This window comes from Plantactinospora sp. CA-294935 (genome assembly GCF_050936445.1).
Taxonomy (GTDB): domain Bacteria; phylum Actinomycetota; class Actinomycetes; order Mycobacteriales; family Micromonosporaceae; genus Plantactinospora.
The window spans coordinates 9,709,159-9,729,385 of the sequence record NZ_JBNJMU010000001.1; the positions used below are offsets into that span (position 1 = coordinate 9,709,159).

Genomic DNA, 20,227 nt, shown 5'->3' on the forward strand with positions numbered 1-20,227 from the left:
GCAGTACGGTCAGACGTCCTTTCGACCCCACTGCACCCCCACCTCAAGGAGTGGCCTTGTCCCCCACGTCCACCCCGATTCTGCTCCTGCACGGCTCCTGGCATGGTGCCTGGTGCTGGAACGAGGTCATCGCCCACCTCGGGCCGTACCACCGCCCGACCCTGGCGGTCGACATGGTCGGGCACGGGTTACGCGCCCGTCGGCCCGAGTGCCTGACCGTACGTCCGTTCGCCCCGGAGGCCCTGGCCACCGAGGTCTCGCCGGTGGCGGATGTGGATCTCGACCAGGCGACCGATCTGCTGATTTCCCAGATCGAACGGCTCGGCCGCGGCGGCCCGGTCACGGTGGTGGCGCACAGCATGGGCGGCCCCGTCCTGACCCGGGCGGCGCAGCAGGTTCCCGAACTGGTGGCTCACGCCGGCTACCTCGCTGCGATCATGCCTGCCTCCGGCAAGGCCGCCGACCAGTACTTCACGCTGCCGGAGAACGCCGACGCGCTGGTCCTGCCCGCCCTTCGGGGCGATCCCCGGGTAACAGGGGCGCTGCGGCTCGACCTCGCCTCGAACGACCCCGCCTATCGTCAACAGCTTCGCGACGCGTTCTACGGCGACGTCGACCCGGTCGTCGCCGACGCCGCCCTGGGCCTGCTCACCCCGGACGCCCCGCTCGGCATGATGCTCGGCACCACCCGGCTGACCCGCGACGGCTGGGGCTCCCTCCCGCGTACCTACATCACCTGCGCGCGCGACATGGCGATCCGCCCGGCCCTCCAGCGGGTACTCGTCGAGGAAGCCGACGCCGCCTTCCCGGACAATCCCACCTCCGTCGTGACGCTGGATTCCTCCCACTCGCCATTCCTGTCCATGCCAGGCGAGGTAGCGAAGATCATCGGAGGACTCGGCTGAGCGCGCCTCCCCCGGGGAGGCCCGAGGCCGCTCCCCCTGTGCCGACGCCAGTGAACCGCTACCTCAGCAGCCTCGCCCAACGGCTGGCCCACCCGCGCCGGTCGTCAATCCGGCTCGGCTGGCCACCAGACAGACGCCTTTGGCCCCCGCGGCCACACCGGCGGAAGCTCAGATCAGACGGGTAAGGAGTGGGGGCCAGACTTTGGAGGTTGTCTCCAACGGTGCTTGTAGGGCTCCGGCAGCCGTCGGGCACCGGTCGAATCGGCCAGCATCGTCATGACGGTGGTGGAAGCGGCCGTCATCCTCACCGCGGGGTTCTGGGCCGGCATGATCAACGTCATGGTTGGCTCCGGCACGCTCGTCACCTTTCCGACGCTGCTGCTGCTCGGCCACTCGCCGCTGGTCGCGAACGTGTCCAACAACATCGGCCTGGTCGGCGGCGGCATCACCGGGACGTTCGGCTACCGGCACCAGCTCACCGGACATGGCCATAGCCTGCGCCGCCTGCTGCCCGCCGCGGTGTTGGGCGGGATCACCGGCGCGGTTCTGCTGCTCATCCTGCCGGACGACGCATTTCGCATGATCGTGCCGGCCCTCGTGGCGCTCGGCATAAGCATGGTGGTGTGGGGTCCGGCACTGCAACGCCGCGCCGCCCGTGGCCGGGATCCCGGCACCCGATACGGGCGCCTGGCCACACTGACCCGGCTCCGGCTGACCGCCGTACTGGTCGGCGTCTACCTGCTCGGCGTCTACGGCGGCTACTTCGGCGCCGCGCAGGGCATCCTCCTCGTCGGCCTGATGAGCGTGCTGACCGCAGAGCACATCCAGTCCATCACCGGCCTCAAGAACCTGCTCACCACGGCCGTCAACGTCATCGCGGCCGTCACCTTTCTGCTCGTCTCCCCCGAATCAGTCGACTGGGTCGTCGTGGCGCTGATCGCGGCAGGTGCCACCCTCGGTGGCGTCGTCGGCGCCCGGGTCGGACGCCGGCTATCGCCGCTCCTGATCCGCACCCTGATCGTCGTGATCGGCCTCGCGGCAATCATCCGCCTGCTCGTCTTCGGCGAGTAGGGCGACCCGTTCGGGTCGACGAAAGCTGAGAATCTCCAGCTCGTCCGGCAGGACGGCGGCGCGGACGCTGTCTGATCGCATCGGCGTCTCAGCCCTGGTGCAGCAGCGGCAGCGCCAGCCGGAAGCAGGCGCCTTCGCCGAGGGCGGTCTCCAGCTCGACATCGCCGCCGTGGGCACGGGCGAGGGAGCGGACGATGGCGAGCCCGAGCCCTGCGTTCGCGCCGCCCGAGCGGCTTCGGGAGCGGTCGGTCCGGTAGAAGCGGTCGAAGACATGACCCGCCTGCTCGGCCGTCATCCCCGGACCCTCGTCCGCCACTTCGAGCACGGCGCGGCCGTCCGCCGTACCGACGCCGACCCGGACCGGGGTGCCCGGCGGGGTGTGGGCGACGGCGTTGCCCACGAGGTTGGCGACGACCTGTCGCAGCCGGGCCTCGTCGGCATGGACCGGGGCTGGGCCCGGTGGGCCGCTGCCGCCCGGCCCGGTGAGTTCGATCGGGCGGGACGGGTCGAGGGCGCGCAGATCGTGTCGGGCGTCGTTGCCGAGCGTACGCAGGTCCATCGGGGCCGGGTCGAGCTGTCCTTCGGGCGCGTCGTCGAGCTGGGCGAGTAGCAGCAGGTCCTCGGTGAGGGCGGTCAGCCGGGTGGCTTCCCGGTCGATGCGGTGCATCGCCTCGTCGACGTCGGCCCGCTGCCGCAGCGCGCCCATCCGGTAGAGGTCGGTCGAGCCCTTGATGACGAAGAGCGGGGTGCGCAACTCGTGACTGACGTCCGAGACGAAGACACGCATCCGGGACTCGGAGGCGGCCCGGTCGGCAAAGGCCCGTTCGAGCTGGCCGAGCATGGTGTTGAGGGAAATCGCGAGGTGCCCGATCTCCGTACTTGGCGGGGCGAGGTTGGGTACGCGTCGGGTCAGGTCGCCGCCGGCGATCGCGGCGGCCGTCTGCTCGATCCGGCGCAGCGGTCGCAGGCCACGACCGAGGGCGAACCAGCCGACCGCCGTGAGCAGGACGAGCAGCACCGCGCCGGTGATCAGGCTGCTGGCCCGGAGTCGGGCGATGGTGGCGTCGGCCTCGGTGAGCGGTGCGGCCGCGATCACCGTCCCGCCCCAGCCGACGGTCGGTCGGGCGACGGCCCGCCAGCGTCCCGAGCCGTCGGCGGCGGGCAGGTCGACGGCTGTCCCGTCGGTGCGGATCGTACGCAGCGCGCCGCCCGGCGGCAGGGTTGCGCTGTCCAGCCGAGAGGAGCGCATGCTCCTGGCCACCGCGCCGTCCGCGTCCAGGTACACCAGGTACGGACTGCCGATCAGGTCGAGGGCGGGGTCGAGGAGTTCGGGATGGTTGGCGGTGTCCTCGGCCTCGGGCGGCCCGGTCGCCGACACCCGGGAGATGATCGCGGTGAACGAGCGTAGCTGATTGTCGATCCGGTCGAGCTGATAGCGCTCCAGGTGGCCGGAGACGACCGCGCCGATGAGGCTCAGCCCGGCCAGCAGCAGGCTCGTGGTGAGCAGCAGCAGCCTGGCCCGCAGTGAGAACCGGCTCAGCCGGTGCCTCACTGCCGGGGCTCCCGGATCACGTAGCCCACGCCGTGCACGGTGTGGATGAGCTTGGGCTCTTCGGCGTCGACCTTCCGCCGCAGGTAGGAGATGTAGGTGTCGACGATGCTGGCGTCGCCGCCGAAGTCGTAGTGCCACACCCGGTCGAGGATCTGTGCCTTGGACACCACCCGCCCGGCGTTCTCCATCAGATGGCGCAGCAGCCGGAACTCGGTGGCGGAGACCCGGACGGGTCGCCCCGCCCGCGTCACCTGGTGCCCCTCGGCGTCGAGTGCGAGCGGGCCCACCGTCAGCACGTCGGCCTGTTGCCCCCCGGTTCGGCGGAGGATCGCCCGGATCCGGGCGATCAGCTCCTCCAGGTCGAAGGGCTTCGTCACGTAGTCGTCGGCGCCGAGCGAGAGCCCGGTGATCTTGTCGGCCTGACGGTCCCGAGCGGTGAGGAAGAGCACGGGCACCGGCCCGCTGCGACCCGGCAGGCGCTGTTCGCGCAGCCGCCGGACCACTTCGAAGCCGTCCATGTCCGGCAGCATGACGTCGAGCAGCACCAGATCGGGCGGCTCCTCGGTGGCCGCGGCGACCGCCTCGGTGGCGGTCGCCGCGGAGGTCACCCGGAATCCGGCGAAGCGCAGCGTCGCGGCGAGCAGCTCGCGGACGGTGGCCTCGTCGTCCACCACCAGCAACCGCTCGGTACCGCCCCGGGAGGTCATCGCCTGACCTGATCGTTCCATGCCGGCCAGGGTACGGAGGCTCGCCTCCGGAACACCTCACCGCTTGCCGTCCACCGCCACTTCGCGCGACGGCTCGCGTGGAGTGGGTGGCTCGACCGCCGGCAGCGGTGCGGTCGACCGGCAGAGCCCGCCAGGGTGCCCGTCATACGTCACGACGCCGGAAGACCACGAACGCGGCGGCCAGTACGGCGACGACCCCGAGGCACATCCCGGCCAGGTTCAGCCAGGGGTGCGGGTAGTCGGGGTCCGGGACCGTCGCCAGGACCGCTGCCGCGCCCAGGGTCGGCCAGAAGTCGAAGAGACCCTGGATCCACGAGGGGAAGAGGCCGGCGAGTGCGGGTACCAGGAAGACGATCCCCACCAGGGTGGCCAAGGCTCCCGCCGTGGCTCGCATGATCGTGCCGAGGCCGACCGCCAGCAGCGCCATTGCCGAGAGATAGAGTCCACCGCCCGCCACGGCGGAGAGGACACCAGGATCGCCGAGTCCCGCGTTCGGCACGTCCTGCGCGCCGAGGAGGATCTGTCCGAGGAAGAAGGCGCTGAACATCAGCCCCTGGCCCGCCACCATGGCGACGGCGGTGGCCAGCACCACCTTGGCCGCCAGCAGTCGGTGCCGGCGGGGCGTGGCGGTCAGCGACGTCTGCATCAGCCCGGTCGCGTACTCGGAGGTGACGACCAGGATGCCCAGCACGCCGATGATCAACTGAGCGACGATGTACGTCATCAGGCTGAGGCCGGTCGGATCCCAAGCCTGCCGTTCCGCGGCCGTCGCGCTCTCGTATTCCGCCCCGGCGGAGCTCAGGGCGAGGAACGTGATGCCGAGTCCGACCGCGAAGAGACAGGCCAGGGTGTACCAGGTGGAGCGCAGACTGCGGAGCTTGATCCACTCTGCCCGGAGGGTGTGTGCAAAACTCAGGTCGTTCGCGGTGCCGGACGACTTCATGCCGTGGCTCCCTGATACTCGGTGCTGGCCTTGGTCAGCTCCATGAAGGCGTCCTCCAGCGAGGCCCGCTGCGGGGTGAGTTCGCTGAGCACGACGCCGTGGTACGCGGCAAGCTTGCCGATCTCCCCGCTCGTCATGCCGGATACGACGAGCGAGGCCTCCAGACCGTCCCGCACGGTGGCCCCGGCGGCGACCAGTCGCTGCGCGAAGGCGCCCGGATCGGGTACCCGGACGAGCACGGTGCCCTCGCCGTTGGCGTGCATGAACTCGGTCATGCCGGTGTCGGCGATGAGCCGGCCCCGGCCGATCACGACCAGGTGGTCGGCGGTCTGCGCCATCTCGCTCATCAGGTGGCTGGAGACCAGCACCGCCCGGCCCTCGCCGGCCAGGCAGCGCATGAAGTCCCGGATCCAGCGGATCCCCTCGGGGTCGAGCCCGTTCACCGGCTCGTCGAAGATCAGCACCCGCGGGTCGCCGAGCAGCGTCGCCGCGATGCCGAGTCGCTGTCGCATGCCGAGCGAGAACCCTCCCACCCGCTTGCCTGCCACACCCTCGAGCCCGGTCCGGGCGAGCACCTCGTCGACCCGGCGCCGGGGCAGGCCGTTGCTCACCGCGAGCGCGAGCAGGTGGTCGTACGCCTTCCGGCTGCCGTGCACGGCGCTGGCGTCGAGTAGCGCGCCCACCTCGGTCAGCGGTACCGGAAGTTCGCGGTAGCGGCGACCGGCGATGGTGACGGAACCCCGGGTGGGGGCGGCCAGACCCATGATCATCTTCATCGTGGTGGACTTGCCGGCGCCGTTCGGGCCGAGAAAACCGGTCACCTGCCCGGGTTCGACGGTGAACGACAGGTCGTCCACCACCGTGTCGGACCCGTACCGCTTGGTCAGCCCCCGTACCTCAATCACTGAACCTCTTTCAACCTCCCCCTGCGGTCCGTCGGAGCGCGAGGTCGGACGCGGTGTGTGAGCGCCGGGCGGTTCAGGTTGAAAAAGGTTCACTGTCATGGGCGAGAGCCTGACCGGCCGGGCTGACCGGCTTCTGAGAGCTTCTGGGAGAATCCGGAGAATCCGGCGGCGCGGTCAGCGCCCCATCACCCGGCTGAGCGCCGCCACGACAGCTCATTCACAGGAAACCCTGAGAGCGCCCGGCATGTGGAGCGGCTACACCAGGCCGGAGAGGTACTCCCGGCGTCGCTGCGGTTCGAACTTCTCGATGGCGTACCGGAGCATGACCCGGGGCATTTCCCGGTACCGTGCGGCGAGGAACTCCTCCGCCGCCGCTCTGTCGCGATTCCCCACCTCGCGCAGCATCCAGCCCACCGCCTTGTGCACGAGGTCATGCGGGTCGCGCAGCAGCCGTTCTCCGATCCGGAAGGTCCACCGGAAGTCTCCGGCCTTGACGAAGGCGAAAGTTGCCATGATCGCGATCCGCCGATCCCACACCAGGCTCGACCCGGCCAACCGATCCAGTACGCTCCGGTCCTTGTCGACCAGCCAGGGCCCGACGATGTACGGCGCGGACGAGTCGACCAGGTCCCAGTTGTTGATGCTGCCGGTGTTGGCCAGGATGATGCTGAAGATCCGGCCCCGTTCCTCCTCGTCCCCCTTGGTGAACTTCCGCACCAGGATGAAGAGCGAGGTCAGCCTCTCCTCGTGCACGCCGCTCGTCAGCAGTTCCGCCGTTTCGGCCAGGGAGATGTCGCGCCAGTACCGGCCGGCCACCCTGCGCTGGTCCGGTACGGAGACGCCGATGGCCCGGTCGCCCTCGCCGTATCCGCCGGGAACCATCTGCAGGAACCGGCTCACTCCCTCCGCCCGGCTCGGGTCGGCGAGGCTGGCGAGGTCGTGACGGACGTCGGCGGTCGTGGCCATGACTGTGCAACCTACCGCCATCGCCGGCACCACCATCTGGGTCGCGTGTTCGCCACGCCACGGTCAACCACTGTGCGGGCGGGACCAGACGGTGACGGCGAGGGTTACCCGCTCCGGTTCCCGGTCAGCCCCGCTGCGTACGTCGGTGATCTGGAGTACGGCGACGTGTTTCTGGTCGGTGATGACGCAGAGCTTGACACCGGGACGCATCTGGTCGGCCCGTAGCGGGGTGCCGCCGTACTCGGCGGAGAGGGTGGCGCAGTCGCGGAAGTGCTCGCCGGTCCGGTCGGCGGGCAGCCGCGCCATGACCGCGTCGTGCACGCTGACCAGGGTCGGTACGGCGTCGGTGAACTCGAGATCGGTCGCGGTCGCGCCCGGCGCTTCTTCTGCGGCCCAGTCGGCGCGTCCGGTGTCGAGGTCGATGACGTCGTCGCGGGCGATGGTGACGCTGCCTTGGCGGCGAATGCTGTCCGCGCCGCTCCCGCCGGGACCGGGGCTCACGGTCGGGTGGAACGTCGACGAGGTGGAGACCTGTGCCGGCTGGTCGGAGTGGGCCACCGGTGGAGCCGAGGAATCGACGCTCGATCGGCCCGCCTGGTAGAAGAGGGCCACACCGCCCCAGACGGCGGTGAGCAGCGCGGCCGAGGCGCCCATGAAGGCCACGACGATTTGCCAGGTGGGTGTTCTGGGTGGCTGATCGGACGGTGCGGAGGTCACGGCCCCACCCTCTTCTCGGCGCGCCGGCGACGGCCTCGATCGAACCTTTCAACCTCCCCCTGCGCTCCGTCGTGGCCCCAGCCCGGAATCCGGGCGGACGCGTCGCGCCGTTCGGGTTGAAACAGGTTCACTCAAGAATGCCCGACCGGCGGGCAGATCCGCCAGCAGTCGGAGGGTGGGCCGCCGGCCGTCACCAGACAGCGGCGCGAACCAGCCTGCCGATGTTTCGAGGATCGCCTCGCCGCCAAGTGCATATCGCTTTCCGATATCGGATCCCGTAATGTCGGCGGTGATCCCGGGTGGAGGAGTGGGCATGGTTGAGTCAGCGGCCGGCGTGCCGCCAGCGGCACTGCGGCGGCGGCTGGGGATGTTCGACGCGGTGGTGATCGGGCTCGGCGCGATGATCGGCGCGGGCATCTTCTCCGCGCTCGCTCCGGCGGCACACGCGGCCGGTTCCGGTCTGCTGCCCGGCCTCGGGCTCGCGGCGGTGGTGGCGTACTGCAACGCCACGTCTTCGGCCCGGCTGGCCGCCCGGTACCCGGCCTCCGGTGGGACCTACGTCTACGGTCGGGAACGGCTCGGTGACTTCTGGGGCTACCTGGCGGGCTGGGGATTCGTGGTCGGCAAGATCGCTTCCTGCGCCGCGATCGCACTCACCGTCGGCCTCTACGCCTGGCCCGGCCAGGCCCACGCGGTGGCCGTGGCCGCCGTGGTGGCACTGACAGCGGTGAACTACCTCGGGATCGAGAAGTCCGCCCTGCTGACGCGGGTGATCGTCGCCGCCGTCCTCGCGGTGCTGGCCCTGGTGGTGGTCGCCACCCTCGGCTGGGGCGCGACCGACGCGACCCGGCTCGACGTCGGCACGGACACGACGGTCGGCGGAGTCCTGCAAGCGGCGGGTCTGCTGTTCTTCGCCTTCGCCGGGTACGCACGCATCGCCACCCTCGGGGAGGAGGTCCGGGACCCGGCCCGGACCATTCCCCGCGCCATCCCGCTCGCGCTCGGCATCGCCCTCGGCGTCTACGCGGCGGTGGCCGTCGCGGTGCTGCTGGTGCTCGGTCCGCAGCGACTGGCGGACGCCGCCGCACCGCTCTCCGACGCCGTGCACGCCGCCGGAATGCCGCAACTGGAGCCGGTCGTACGCGCCGGTGCCGCCGTCGCCGCGCTCGGCTCGCTGCTCGCGCTGATCCTCGGCGTCTCGCGCACCACCCTGGCCATGGCCCGCGACCGGCACCTGCCGCACGCCCTGGCGACCGTGCATCCACGATTCAAGGTGCCGCACCGGGCCGAGTTGGCCGTCGGAGCCGTTGTCGCCGTCCTGGCCGCAACCGCCGATCTCCGCTCGGCGATCGGCTTCTCCTCCTTCGGCGTCCTCGTCTACTACGCGATCGCGAACGCCTCGGCCTGGACCCTGTCCCCGGCGGAGAACCGGCCACCCCGGATCATCCCCGTCCTCGGGTTCGCCGGCTGCGTGACGCTCGCCGTCACCCTGCCGATCTCCTCGGTCGTCGCCGGCGCCGCGGTACTGGCTGCCGGCGTCGCCGCCTATGCCATCCGCCACGCCGTCACCGGGCGCCGACGGCGGTAGACATTCGATCCTCCGGGTCAGCCGGAGGCGTCGTCGCCGAGCACCTCGTCCGCCAACTCCCGCAGCGCCCTGCGGTCCTCGGCCAGCGCCTGCCGGCCGGCCTCGGTGGCCCGGTAGACCCGGCGGGTCCGCCCCTCGACCACCCGCTGCTCGGAGACCAGCAACCCGTCCGCCTCCAGCCGGTGCAGGGTCGGGTACAGGGTGCCGGGGCTGATGCCGTAGCCGTGCCGGGCCAGTTCCTCGGTCATCCACGCGCCATGGATCTCCTGCTCCGCGGCGTGATGCAGGATGTGCAGCCGCACCGCACCCCGCTGGAACTCCCGCACCCGCTCCACCTCCACACATCCGCCGAACAGTGACGGAACCGATATCGGCATCCGATCCTACGCATCGACGAGGAGATCAACACGGGATGCCGTGTCATCGCAACAGGTTCCCCAGGACGTAGCCGGCATCCCGGCCCACGCCCCGCGGCGTCGCCGAAGCGAAGCTGCGCCGGTGCTCCAGCCCGACGTACCCCAGCCCGGAGATGGACACTGGAGCGTGCCAGGTCTGCCCCCGCTGCCTCCGGGCGCCCCGGTCGGACACCCTCCCCGGCCACGCCGACCGTCCTGTGCGGACTCCGACTATGCTTGCCGCGATCCGACAGCGTCGTTTCCCGCTTGACCGAAGGATGCGCACGTGACAGAGAGTTCGGCCACCGCCGACGACCAGCAGGAGATCGTCAAGCTGGACACGGCCGTGCCGCAGACGGCTCGGATCTGGAACTACCTGTTGGGCGGCAAGGACAACTTCGCCGCCGACCGTGCGGTCGGCGACCAGATCATCCAGACCCTGCCGCAACTCGCCGAGAACGCGCGACTCTCCCGGGCCTATCTGACCCGAGCGGCGCGTTACCTCGCCGGCGAGGCCGGCGTCCGTCAGTTCCTCGACATCGGCACCGGCCTGCCCACCGCCAACAACACGCACCAGGTCGCCCAGTCGGTGGCACCGGACGCCCGCGTCGTCTACGTCGACAACGACGCCCTCGTGCTGGCGCACGCGCGGGCGCTGCTCACCAGCAGCCCCGAGGGTGCCACCGACTACATCGACGCCGATCTGCGGGACACCGACACCATCCTGCGCGAGGCGGCCAAGACGCTCGACCTGACCAAGCCGGTGGCGCTGTTCCTGATGGGCATCGTCGGTCACATCGAGAGCGACGACGAAGCAAAGTCGATCATCAAGAGAATCATGGACGCCCTGCCGTCCGGTAGCTACCTTGCGATGTACGACGGCAGCGACACCAGCGAGGCGGTCACCGAAGCCGCACGGATCTGGAACGCCTCGGCAAACCCGAAGTACCACCTGCGCAGCCCCGACCGGATCGCCGGGCTCTTCGACGGCCTGGACCTGGTCGAACCCGGCGTGGTGTCGGTCAACGAGTGGAAGCCCGACGCGTCCACCCCGCCCGACGTCATCGACCAGTACTGCGCTGTCGGCCGCAAGCCGTAGGCGGCTCCAAGGTTGTTCAACCGGGCGTGGCCCGCTGGGTGTCGCCTGCCGGTTGCCGCGTACTGGCGGTACTGGCCGCCGGCGTGATCGCGGGTGGTGTGCCGGGCGAGCAGGTTCAGGTGCTCCAGCACAGCTTCATCGCCGGGTTCGCCCGCCTGCTGGCCGCTCGGTGACCGGGCGGCGGGCCTGGCAGCCTCCGACCCCGTTCCGAACAGACCCGTACAGATCCGAACGGCGGATCAGGCCTACGGACATGCCTCGAATGACAGCGTGAACGCCGACGGCGACCCGACGAGGTAGTCCGGGAGGTGATTGCAATGGCGAAGCTCGCTCTGATGGGTCTTGCCCGCCTGGTGCGGCTCGACCGTGGCCGGATGGGCGGACGCTACCCGTGGGTCCCCTGACCCGAGGATGACGGTGGCGGCCGGTCCGGCGGCCACCGTCGCGGGCACCCCGTGCGGCGCACGCAGCACCGTCGCGGGTCCAGACGACTCATACCCGTCCAGGTGCGAGGGATCACGAAGATGTCCACAGGCGAGTACCCGGCGGGGCCGCGCGGGCGGCGCCTGGTCGGCAACCGGTACGACTACGAGCAGGACCGGATCGCGTTCCTCCGGCGGTGCCAGCACGACTACGGCGACGTGTTCGCGTTCAGCTCTCGGACGAGTGTGGTGGCCGACCCCGTACTCGTCCACGAGATCCTGGTACGCACGAACACCGACTTCGGTATCGAGGTCGCCCTGTTCGACGATGCCCCGCCCGAGGCGACCGCGCGGCAGACCCCGACGGCGATGGCCGGCCGCAGGAAGAGTTGGCCGGGGGTCAACCGGACGGCGGCGGACGCGCACAGCCACCGCCTGGTGGACATCTTCCACGCCCGCCTGGATCCCGTGCTCGGCCGTGAGGTCGACGTGGCGGCGGTGATGAAGTCCTTCGTCATCCACGCGACTACGGACTACTGCCTCGGCGGCAGCGCCGGGAAGGCCGCCGGCGACGAGACCGCCGCCCTCGATGAGGTTGCGGTGGCGGTCTCCGAGGCGGCGGAGCGCTCGACCGCCCTGATGTCGAGTTCGCTGTCCCTGCCGAACTGGATGCCGGTACGTGCGGTCCGCTCGGCGAAGGCGGCCAATCGGAGGCTCGCCGAACTGCTCCACCAACGCATCCGGCAGCGGCGTGCCGGACCCCGGGACACGGTCGGCGATCTGCTCGACACCATGCTCGGCGGCGACGCCGAGCCGCTCGACGACGAGGCCGTCTACCGGACGCTGTCGGTGATGCTGCGGGCCTCGCACGGCGTACCGGGCACGACACTCGGCTGGGCGGTGCTGGTCCTCGCGCGGGAACCCGGGATCGCCGCCCGGATCCGGGTGGAGGCGGAGGTGCTGGCACAGCGGGCGCACCGGACGGTCACGGTCGATGACCTGCCCTACACCGAGGCGGTGGTGAAGGAACTGCTGCGGGCGTACCTCCCGACCTGGCTCATGGGCCGCGAGGTGCGTACCCACACGACGCTGGGCCGGTGGACCTTCCGGCCCGGCCAACAGATCATGATGCCCGTCTACCTGATGCACCGCGACCCGAGGTGGTGGGACAGGCCGGAAGAGTTCCTGCCCGACCGCTGGCTCGGTACGCGGCAACCGCACGCCCGGTTCGCATATCTGCCGTTCGGGGCCGGACCGCGGATCTGCCTGGGCAACCAACTCGGTTTGCTGCAACTGGTGCTCGCCGTCGCCGCGCTGGTACGCGACTACGACGTCACGGTGGTCGACCCGGACACGGTTGTCATGCGGCCGGAGGCGCTCTTGGTCCCGGCCGGGCTGCGCGCCCGGTTCGTCCGCAGGTAGCAGCCCCGTCGGCCTGGTCGGCCGTCATTCGCGGCCCAGGGTCGCCGTCCCGGTCAACGCCGCCTCGAACGCCACGCCGAGATCGCCGGTACGCATCGACGGGACGAGCCGGCGCAGCGCGTCGACGGTCATCGGTGTCGGGTTGTTCGTGCGCGGGTACTCCGCGGCGCAGCGCTGTGCGATCCGGTCGTCCGCGTCCGCGCCGATGCCCAGTTCCGCGAGCGTGGTCGGTAGTTCCAGCCGATTGAGCAGTGCCTGCACCTCGCTCGCCGCATCGACGAGGTCGTCGCCGCGTCCCGAGGTGAGGGCCCGGGCGAGGGTCCGGGCGCACTCCGGCTCCAGCCCGCTCGCGTTGAACGCGATGCAGTACGGCAGCGCCAGCCCCGACGACACGCCGTGCGGTACGGACCGCTCGTGCGCGACGCAGTAGGCGAGCGAGTGCCCGAGCAGCACACCCGCGTTGAGCGCCTGGCCCGACAGGTGCGACGCCCAGAGGCAGGCGGCGCGGGCCTCGACGTCACCGTGGCAGGCCGCCTCCAGATTGTCGACCAGCAGGGCGATCGCCGCCCTGGCATGGTGCACGGTCATCGGCGAGCGGTCGGTGGACATCAGCGACTCGGCCGCGTGCGACAGCGCGTCCATCCCGGTGATCGCGACGATCCGTCCGGGCAGCCCGTCGAGCAGCGCCGGATCGAGCACCACCGCCGTGCCGACGTACCCGGCGGTGGCCGAGATGCGTTTCGAGCCGGCCACCGTCACCATCGCCGCCCGGGTCGCCTCGGAGCCCGTACCGCAGGTCGTGGGCACCATGACGAGCGGGGCGACACCGCCGGGCGGCGCGACCGGACCGAGCCAGTCGGCGGCGCCGCCGGCGTTCTCCAGCAACAGCGCGATCATCTTGGCGGCGTCCATCACGGACCCGCCCCCGGCCCCGACGACGACGTCCGCCCGGACCTCCCGGGCGCGCGCCGCCGCCCGGTCGATGCGGTCGTCGTCCGGTTCGGCGCCGAACCCGCCGACGACCGTCACCCGGTAGGTCGCACGCAGCGCGTCGAGCATCGGCCCGAGTAGTCCCGCGCCCGCGACGGCGTCGTCGACCGCGACGAACACCGAGGCGCCGTCGGGCAGGCGCAGCCGGGACGACAGCACCCGGGCGATCAGTCCGGTGCTGCCCCGGCCGCTGACGACCGTGGCCGGCGAGACGAACTCGGCGGTCGAGCCGCTCCCGGGTAGGAACGCCGTCTCCATCAGGTCTCCCCCAGTTCACCGGACCCGGCCGGTACGGCCTGGTCCGTTTCAGGCCGTACCCGGGCATTCCGCGTCGGATCCGGCGCGCCGGGACCCGGCGGCTGGTGCCGACGGGCTCCCGAGTACAGGTCGCCGATACTGTCCCGGTCGATGCCGGTGGTCGGGCCGTGCCAGATGACGCGCCCGCCGTTCAACACGTGGATGTACGAGCAGGTGCGCTCGACGACCGAGAAGTTCTGCTCGACGAGCAGGACGGTGATGCCACGCTCGTTCAGCGTGCGGATCGCGTCCACCAGCTCGGAGATCAGCTTCGGCGACAGGCCGGCCGTGGGCTCGTCGAGCAGCAGCACGTCACAGGTCGCCATGAGCCCGCGGGACACCGCGAGCATCTGGCGCTGGCCGCCGGAGAGGTTTCCCGCCGGATCGCCGAGCCGGCCCGCCAGTACCGGAAAGATCTCCAGCACCGACTCCCGCGCCTGCTCGTACGGGGTGGCCCGCCGGCCGGTGAGCCAGGACAGCCGCAGGTTCTCGGCGACCGACAGCTCCAGGACGGCGGCCCGCTCCTGCGGCACCATCGCCAGGCCGAGCCGGCGCCGCTTGGCCGGGGACAGCCGGTTGGCGGCCTGCCCACCGATCGACAGCCCACCCGTGGTCCGGACGAAACCGGCCGCGGCCAGCAACAGCGTGGACTTCCCCGCGCCGTTCGGGCCCAGCACACCCACCGCGCTGCCCCGCTCGACCCGGAGCGAGACGTCCGACGCCGCGGCCACCGCACCGTGGTAGGCGGAGAACCCGGTCAACTCCAGCGCCGCCGGCACCCGGGTCGAATCGTCACTCATCACGCCACCTCACCCAGGTACCGTTCGCGGACCTCGTGCGAGTCCAGGACCGTGGCCGCGTCCCCGCGGGCGAACTCCGCCCCCTGGTCCATCGCCACCACGGTGTCGGCCAGCGACCGGACCAGTTCGAGGTTGTGCTCCACCAGCAGCGCGGCGACCGAGGCCGACCTCAGCTTGTCGATCTCGGCTGCCAGCCGCTGCTGCTCGACCGGGGACAGCCCGGCGAACGGCTCGTCGAGCAGCAGCACCCGGGCGCCGGAGACCATCGACCGGGCGATCTCGACCAGGCGCTGCTCGCCGAGACTGAGTTCGCCCGGACTGTCCTCGGCGAGCCGGTCGAGCCCGAGCGCCGCGAGTGCCGTGACCGCGCGGTCGCGCCGGTCCCGCGCGCCCCGCGACAGCCCCGGCCCACCGAGCACCTCGAACCACCGGTGGCGTACGTCGCCGGCGATCGAGCCCATGGCGACGTTCTGCCACACCGTCAGTTCCGGGATCAGCCGCGGCGTCTGGAAGGTACGCACGATGCCGAGCCGGCTGCGCTGCGGGGGCGACAGCGGGCGGAGATCGATGACGTCGTCGCCGAACCGCACGGACATCGTCGCCACCGTGACCGGTACGAACCCGGAGAGTCCGTTGATCGCGGTGCTCTTGCCCGCGCCGTTCGGCCCGATCAGGGCCACGATCTCGCCGCCGGTGACGTCGAGGCTGAGCTGTGCGACCGCGACGACGCCGCCGAACTGCACGGTCATCTCGCGTACGGAAAGTCGAACGGTACTCATCCGGTGCCTCCTCTCGCCGCGTGGATCCGCCCGCCGACCCAGCTCACGATCTGGTTGAGCCCGCGTGGCATGAACAGCGCCACGAAGGCGAGCGCGACGCCGTAGAACACCAGCCGGTACTCCGCGAGTGGCCGGAGCAGCTCGGGCAGGGTCACCACGACCACCGCGCCGAGCACCGGCGCCCAGCGCCAACCCCGACCGCCGATGATGGCGATGGCGATCAGCCGGATGGAGGTCTCCAGCGACATCTGGTCCGGCCCGATGTAGTGCACGAGTTGGGCGAGGAACGCTCCCGCGATCGTGACCGGCACCGAGCTGATCATGAAGGCGAGCAGCCGTACCCAGGCCACCGACAGGCCGAGCGACTGGGACGCGGGGACGTCGAACCGGGTGGCGAGCATCGCGGCCCCGAGCGGTGACTCCCGCAGGCTGCTCTGCAGGTAGTACGCCACGGCGAGCACCAGGCCGGACATCACCAGCACCTGCCCCGGACCGGCGAATCCCGGGACGGCGATCTGCGGGATCCCGCTGATTCCGGCGTACCCGCCGGTGAGCGGGGTCGCGTTCTGTACCACGACGACCGACAGCAGGCCGATGGCCAGGGTCGTTATGCCGAAGTAGTAGCCGACGACCCGCAGCGTGACCAGCACGATGACCGCCGCCACCACCAGCGAGACGAGGATCGGGACCAGCACCGCCAGCGCGACCGAACTGGACTCGGCCAGCCTCGCCCAGCCGTACGCGCCGATGGCGAAGAAGACGACGTGGCCGAGCGAGACCAGTCCGGTGTACCCGACGAGGATGTTCAGCCCGACGCCGGCCAGCGCGAAGATCGCGGTCATCGCCGCGATCTGGGCCTCGTGCGGACCCAGCACCGCCGCGAGCGCGATCGCACCGGCGGCGATCGCCGCCGCCTCGCCGAGGTGCAGGCCCTGCCGGGTCGCTCGTGTCGCACCGCGTGCCGCCGCCATCAGACCACCCTCGCCTTGGCGCCGCGGCCGGCCAGGATGCCCTGCGGCAGCACCAGCAGTACGGCCATGATGATGAGCGGCGCGATCGCCTGCCGGGCGGCGGTGTTCAGGTACCCCGCCGCGTAGTTCTCGGCGAGACCGATGATCACGCCACCCAGGACGGCGCCGTACGGGTGCCGGAGCCCGCCGATCATCGCGGCGGCGAACCCGCTGATCGTCAACGCCACGCCCATGCTGGCGCTGACCAGCAGCACGGTGCCCAGCAGTACGCCCGCGAACACGCCGACGATGCCCGCGAAGACCCAGCCGACCACCGTCAGGCGGGCGATCTGCACCCCGGACAGCCGCGCGGCGTCCACGTCGGCGGACATCGCGCGCATCTGCAAACCGACGTCGGTCTTCCGGTAGAAGACGAAGAAGGCGGCCATCAGCAGCCCGGCGGCCAGCAGGATCGCGAAGTAGTCGAACGAGATGCTGAACGACTCCAGTTTGACCGCCTGGGAGGTGACCGGACTCGCCAGCCGGTACGTCTCGGAGCCCAGCACGTTGTTCGCGAGGTTCGCCAGCACCGTCGAGACGCCGATGGTGCCGACGATGATCAGGTCGATGTCCCGGCGCCGGGCGATCGCCGGCCGCACGAAGAGCAGTCCCAGCAGCACGCTGGCCACCAGGACGACCGCGACCGCCTCCAGGAACCCGCTGAGGTACCCGCCGCCCGCGGTGGTGCGGACGGCCACGAACAGCGCCGCCAGCATGACGATGTCACCCTGGGCGAAGTTGAGCACGCCGGTACCGTTGAACAGCGTCGAGATGCCGAGTGCCACCAGCGCGTAGCCGCAGCCGATGCAGAGCCCGATGATCGTGAAATAAAGTAGCTCAGTCATCTCCGGGTGCGGTCAGACAGCGACCGTCTCTCCTGTCTTCCAGAGCCGGAACGCCAGGTCGTCGGCCTTGATCGGTGCGCGCTCGGTCAGGTTCCACGGCGACCTGCCGCAGGCGAGACCCTCGATCGCGGTGGCCTTCGACAGCCACTCCTGCACGGCCTGCCGGCTGGTGCCGCCCTGCTTCAACGCCCGGATCAGCACCGTCATGGCGTCGTACGCGGTCGCGCCCTCGAAGGTCAGCGGGTCGTCCGGGTACGCCTTCGCCCAGGACTCGGCGAGGGCGCGGCTGGCCCCGGAGTCGTCGCCCAGGGGCGTCATGAAGTAGAGGCCGTCGGCGTCCTTGCCGGCGATCTCACCGACGGCGATGTCACCGGCGGCCACGTTGCCGACGATCGGCACGTTCCACCCGATCTCCGCCTTGCCCTTGACCACGGCCGCGTACGGGGTGCCGAAGCTGAACATCGCCACGAAGTCCGGGTTCTTGCGCCGCAGCGAGACGAGCTGCGGAGCGAGGTTCGAGGCGGTCGGCTCGAACGTCTCCGACCCGACGATCTCCAGGTCGGAGGCGCCGAGAATGGCGTCGAGCTGCTGCTTGGCCGACGTGCCGTACGCCCCGGTGTCGGTGAAGATGCCGACCCGGCGGAAGTTGTTACGGGCGGCGAAGTTGATGACGTTCTTGATCTGTTCCGAGTCCCGGGCGTTCACCTGGTACTGGAACGGGTTCTTGATCGAGTTGCTGGCACCGAACACGAACTCCGGCAGCCCGGCCGCCTGGACGGCGTTCGCCTGGGCGAGCGCGACCGGCGACGAGTGGGCACCGAACATGGCCACCGCGCCGGCCTGGGCGAAGCGGGTCACCAGCGGTACCGCCTCGCTGGGGTTGTTCGCGTCGTCCTGGTAGTCGACCTTGACGGAGATGTCGCCGAGTTCACCGGACTCCCCGGCCTGCTTCAGGCGCAGCTCGATGCCCTTGCGGTACAGGTTGCCGGTCCGCGACACCGCGCCGGAGAACGGCAGCGCGACGCCGACCAGGACCTCGCCGGACGCCGACTCCGCACCGGCGGCGGTGACGCTGCCGGAGTCGAGGGAGCAGGCTGAGAGCGCGGCGGTCGCGAGTACGAGAGCCAGGGTGGTACGGGTGGTCGCGGATATCCATCGTGAGGGTCGCCTGCTGTGGGACATCAGGTCTCCTATTCCGGCCAGCCGGTGGTGGCTGGTCTCTACGCCCGGACCGGGCGGGTGGTGGAACGTCGCAATTCCGTGCTTGCACCGCCAGCGGTGCCGGCGCTCATCCCCAGGAGCCGGACGCCGTCATCGCTTGATCGCGATGGCCTTCGTCTCGACGTAGTCCTCGATGCCCTCGGTGCCGCCCTCCCGGCCCTGACCGCTGTTCTTGAAGCCACCGAAGGGCAACTCGGGTCGGTTGGGCATCGCGTCGTTGACGCCGATGACGCCGAACTCGAGTCGCTCCATCGCGTCCCAGAGCCGGTTGAAGTCCGAGCCGAACACGTAGGCGGCGAGGCCGTACGTGGTGTCGTTGGCCCGGGCGATCACGTCGTCGCCGTCGTCGAACGGATAGACGGGGAGTACCGGCCCGAAGGTCTCCTCGTGGGCGATCTCCATCCCCTCGTGCACGTCGGTCAGCAGGGTCGGCTCGTGGAAGGCGCCCTTGAGCCGAGGGTCGTCCGGCGTCCAGCGCCGGCCGCCGACCAGCACGGTGGCACCCTTCGCGACCGCGTCCTCGACGTGCCGCTCGACCTTGGCGAGGCCGGCGAAGTCGATCAGCGGACCGGTCGTCACCCCGGCGGTGAGCCCGCGCCCGAGGCGCAGCGCGGCGATCCGCTCGGCCAGCCGGCCGGTCAGTTCGGCCACCACGGCCCGGTGCACGAAGAGCCGGTTGATCGAGATGCAGCTCTGACCCGCGTTGGGGAACTTCGCGAACATGATGTTGTCGACCGTGCTGCCCAGGTCGGCGTCGGGGAAGACGATGGCCGGCGAGTGGCCGCCCATCTCCAGCGAGACGCGCCGCAGCACGGCACCGGGCCGGCGGGCCAGGCTCAGCCCGACCTCGGTGGAGCCGGTGAAGCTCACCTTGCGGATCCGGGGATCGTCCATGACCGCGTTGACGACCTCGGCGGGCCGCGAGGTGGTGAGGACGTTCAGCACGCCCGGCGGAAGCTGCTCGTTGATCAGCCTGGTCACCGCGACCGCGATCAGCGGGGTCTGCTCGGCCGGCTTGGCGACCACCGGCGAGCCGGCCGCCAGCGACAGGCCGATCTTGCGCATCAGCATGCTCGCCGGAAAGTTCCACGGCGTGATCAGCAGCGCCGGACCGACCGGGGAGGTGAGGACGACACCGCGGCCGTTGGCCGAGGACGGGGTGACCCGGCCGTACGCCCGGCGGCCCTCCTCGACACCCCATTCGAGCATGGCGGCGCCCCGGAGGACCTCGCCGTGTGCCTCGGCGTACGGCTTGCCGTTCTCGACCGACAGCAGCCGGGCGAGGCCCTCGGCCTGGCCGCGGATGGCGTCCACGGCGGCCCGCAGCCGTGCGGCCCGCGCCTCGGCGGCCTCGGTACGCCAACCGTCGTACGCGGCCACCGCCGCGTCGACCGCGGCTCGTGCCTCCGGCTCCCCGGCGTCGGCGGCCCGCCCGACGACGTCGAGTGTCGCCGGGTCGAGTACGTCGAACGTCGTCTCGGCCGTCGTCCACTTCCCGGCGATGAGCAGGGTCCGACCGGGCTCGCCGGGCAGCAGACCGGCGTCGAATTCCGCGGTGGCGGGCTGAGCCAC

20 protein-coding genes are annotated in these 20,227 nt (G+C 70.9%); 6 read left to right on the plus strand and 14 right to left on the minus strand.

The genetic code is table 11. The features are described from left to right. Positions 1-50: 50 nt before the first annotated feature. Both ACQEVC_RS42025 and ACQEVC_RS42030 read left to right on the plus strand, forming a co-directional pair. Positions 51-905 carry an alpha/beta fold hydrolase gene (locus tag ACQEVC_RS42025; protein WP_432889607.1) on the plus strand — a complete coding sequence of 285 codons (855 nt, stop codon included), beginning with the start codon at positions 51-53 and terminating at the stop codon, positions 903-905. 276 nt (positions 906-1,181) lie between these two features. Further along, on the plus strand, positions 1,182-1,976 hold the full coding sequence (locus tag ACQEVC_RS42030) for a sulfite exporter TauE/SafE family protein (RefSeq protein WP_432889609.1): 795 nt from the start codon (positions 1,182-1,184) through the stop codon (positions 1,974-1,976). A gap of 88 nt (positions 1,977-2,064) precedes the next feature. On the opposite strand, the gene ACQEVC_RS42035 is transcribed toward ACQEVC_RS42030, so the two are convergent. From ACQEVC_RS42035 to ACQEVC_RS42060, 6 genes are all read right to left on the minus strand, one after another. Then, entirely contained in the window at positions 2,065-3,528 is a 1,464-nt protein-coding gene (locus ACQEVC_RS42035) for a sensor histidine kinase (protein WP_432889611.1), read from the minus strand. After that, a complete protein-coding gene (locus ACQEVC_RS42040; RefSeq protein ID WP_432889613.1) occupies positions 3,525-4,256 on the minus strand; it encodes a response regulator transcription factor in 732 nt (243 codons plus the stop codon). Before ACQEVC_RS42040 ends, ACQEVC_RS42035 begins: the two co-directional genes overlap by 4 nt. 142 nt (positions 4,257-4,398) lie before the next feature. Then, complete coding sequence (locus tag ACQEVC_RS42045) at positions 4,399-5,199, minus strand: ABC transporter permease (protein ID WP_432889615.1); 801 nt, start codon at positions 5,197-5,199, stop codon at positions 4,399-4,401. Continuing rightward, entirely contained in the window at positions 5,196-6,104 is a 909-nt protein-coding gene (locus ACQEVC_RS42050; RefSeq protein ID WP_432889617.1) for an ABC transporter ATP-binding protein, read from the minus strand. The genes ACQEVC_RS42045 and ACQEVC_RS42050 overlap by 4 nt, the downstream gene beginning before the upstream one ends. A 255-nt stretch (positions 6,105-6,359) precedes the next feature. Next, positions 6,360-7,070, minus strand: coding sequence for a DNA alkylation repair protein (locus tag ACQEVC_RS42055; RefSeq protein ID WP_432889619.1), 711 nt, complete (start codon positions 7,068-7,070; stop codon positions 6,360-6,362). Between the two features lie 63 nt (positions 7,071-7,133). Next, positions 7,134-7,787, minus strand: coding sequence for a hypothetical protein (locus tag ACQEVC_RS42060; protein ID WP_432889621.1), 654 nt, complete (start codon positions 7,785-7,787; stop codon positions 7,134-7,136). A gap of 313 nt (positions 7,788-8,100) precedes the next feature. Between ACQEVC_RS42060 and ACQEVC_RS42065 the strand changes: the two genes are divergently transcribed. Next, positions 8,101-9,375, plus strand: coding sequence for an APC family permease (locus ACQEVC_RS42065; RefSeq protein WP_432889623.1), 1,275 nt, complete (start codon positions 8,101-8,103; stop codon positions 9,373-9,375). 17 nt (positions 9,376-9,392) lie between these two features. On the opposite strand, the gene ACQEVC_RS42070 is transcribed toward ACQEVC_RS42065, so the two are convergent. Next, positions 9,393-9,752, minus strand: a complete 360-nt coding sequence (locus tag ACQEVC_RS42070; protein WP_432889625.1) for a PadR family transcriptional regulator — start codon at positions 9,750-9,752, stop codon at positions 9,393-9,395. Positions 9,753-10,056: 304 nt separating this feature from the next. Here ACQEVC_RS42070 and ACQEVC_RS42075 point away from each other — a divergent pair, with 304 nt between their 5' ends. From ACQEVC_RS42075 to ACQEVC_RS42085, 3 genes are all read left to right on the plus strand, one after another. Further along, a complete protein-coding gene (locus tag ACQEVC_RS42075) occupies positions 10,057-10,869 on the plus strand; it encodes an SAM-dependent methyltransferase (protein WP_432889627.1) in 813 nt (270 codons plus the stop codon). 26 nt (positions 10,870-10,895) lie between these two features. Beyond that, positions 10,896-11,042, plus strand: coding sequence for a hypothetical protein (locus ACQEVC_RS42080; RefSeq protein WP_432889629.1), 147 nt, complete (start codon positions 10,896-10,898; stop codon positions 11,040-11,042). Between the two features lie 351 nt (positions 11,043-11,393). After that, entirely contained in the window at positions 11,394-12,713 is a 1,320-nt protein-coding gene (locus ACQEVC_RS42085; RefSeq protein WP_432889631.1) for a cytochrome P450, read from the plus strand. 24 nt (positions 12,714-12,737) lie between these two features. Here ACQEVC_RS42085 and ACQEVC_RS42090 read toward each other — a convergent pair whose 3' ends face one another. From ACQEVC_RS42090 to ACQEVC_RS42120, 7 genes are all read right to left on the minus strand, one after another. Continuing rightward, entirely contained in the window at positions 12,738-13,961 is a 1,224-nt protein-coding gene (locus ACQEVC_RS42090; RefSeq protein ID WP_432889633.1) for an iron-containing alcohol dehydrogenase family protein, read from the minus strand. Beyond that, positions 13,961-14,800 carry an ABC transporter ATP-binding protein gene (locus ACQEVC_RS42095; RefSeq protein ID WP_432889635.1) on the minus strand — a complete coding sequence of 280 codons (840 nt, stop codon included), beginning with the start codon at positions 14,798-14,800 and terminating at the stop codon, positions 13,961-13,963. Before ACQEVC_RS42095 ends, ACQEVC_RS42090 begins: the two co-directional genes overlap by 1 nt. Next, the gene (locus ACQEVC_RS42100) at positions 14,800-15,579 is read right to left on the minus strand and encodes an ABC transporter ATP-binding protein (protein WP_432889637.1); all 780 of its coding nucleotides are present in this window, start codon (positions 15,577-15,579) and stop codon (positions 14,800-14,802) included. The genes ACQEVC_RS42095 and ACQEVC_RS42100 overlap by 1 nt, the downstream gene beginning before the upstream one ends. Then, the gene (locus ACQEVC_RS42105) at positions 15,576-16,550 is read right to left on the minus strand and encodes a branched-chain amino acid ABC transporter permease (protein WP_432889639.1); all 975 of its coding nucleotides are present in this window, start codon (positions 16,548-16,550) and stop codon (positions 15,576-15,578) included. Before ACQEVC_RS42105 ends, ACQEVC_RS42100 begins: the two co-directional genes overlap by 4 nt. After that, the gene (locus tag ACQEVC_RS42110) at positions 16,550-17,434 is read right to left on the minus strand and encodes a branched-chain amino acid ABC transporter permease (protein WP_432889641.1); all 885 of its coding nucleotides are present in this window, start codon (positions 17,432-17,434) and stop codon (positions 16,550-16,552) included. Before ACQEVC_RS42110 ends, ACQEVC_RS42105 begins: the two co-directional genes overlap by 1 nt. 12 nt (positions 17,435-17,446) lie before the next feature. Further along, the gene (locus tag ACQEVC_RS42115; protein ID WP_432889643.1) at positions 17,447-18,616 is read right to left on the minus strand and encodes an ABC transporter substrate-binding protein; all 1,170 of its coding nucleotides are present in this window, start codon (positions 18,614-18,616) and stop codon (positions 17,447-17,449) included. Positions 18,617-18,745: 129 nt separating this feature from the next. Beyond that, positions 18,746-20,227: an NAD-dependent succinate-semialdehyde dehydrogenase gene (locus tag ACQEVC_RS42120; protein ID WP_432889645.1), complete on the minus strand. Its 1,482-nt coding sequence runs from the start codon at positions 20,225-20,227 to the stop codon at positions 18,746-18,748.

Excerpts from the sequence above, each read along its gene's own strand:
- ACQEVC_RS42095 (WP_432889635.1), bottom strand. The coding sequence starts at position 14,800 with ATGAGTGACGATTCGACCCGGGTGCCGGCGGCGCTGGAGTTGACCGGG.
- ACQEVC_RS42040 (WP_432889613.1), bottom strand. The coding sequence starts at position 4,256 with ATGGAACGATCAGGTCAGGCGATGACCTCCCGGGGCGGTACCGAGCGG.
- ACQEVC_RS42115 (WP_432889643.1), bottom strand. The coding sequence starts at position 18,616 with ATGTCCCACAGCAGGCGACCCTCACGATGGATATCCGCGACCACCCGT.
- ACQEVC_RS42030 (WP_432889609.1), top strand. The coding sequence starts at position 1,182 with ATGACGGTGGTGGAAGCGGCCGTCATCCTCACCGCGGGGTTCTGGGCC.
- ACQEVC_RS42105 (WP_432889639.1), bottom strand. The coding sequence starts at position 16,550 with ATGGCGGCGGCACGCGGTGCGACACGAGCGACCCGGCAGGGCCTGCAC.
- ACQEVC_RS42085 (WP_432889631.1), top strand. The coding sequence starts at position 11,394 with ATGTCCACAGGCGAGTACCCGGCGGGGCCGCGCGGGCGGCGCCTGGTC.
- ACQEVC_RS42110 (WP_432889641.1), bottom strand. The coding sequence starts at position 17,434 with ATGACTGAGCTACTTTATTTCACGATCATCGGGCTCTGCATCGGCTGC.
- ACQEVC_RS42070 (WP_432889625.1), bottom strand. The coding sequence starts at position 9,752 with ATGCCGATATCGGTTCCGTCACTGTTCGGCGGATGTGTGGAGGTGGAG.
- ACQEVC_RS42055 (WP_432889619.1), bottom strand. The coding sequence starts at position 7,070 with ATGGCCACGACCGCCGACGTCCGTCACGACCTCGCCAGCCTCGCCGAC.
- ACQEVC_RS42100 (WP_432889637.1), bottom strand. The coding sequence starts at position 15,579 with ATGAGTACCGTTCGACTTTCCGTACGCGAGATGACCGTGCAGTTCGGC.
- ACQEVC_RS42090 (WP_432889633.1), bottom strand. The coding sequence starts at position 13,961 with ATGGAGACGGCGTTCCTACCCGGGAGCGGCTCGACCGCCGAGTTCGTC.
- ACQEVC_RS42045 (WP_432889615.1), bottom strand. The coding sequence starts at position 5,199 with ATGAAGTCGTCCGGCACCGCGAACGACCTGAGTTTTGCACACACCCTC.
- ACQEVC_RS42065 (WP_432889623.1), top strand. The coding sequence starts at position 8,101 with ATGGTTGAGTCAGCGGCCGGCGTGCCGCCAGCGGCACTGCGGCGGCGG.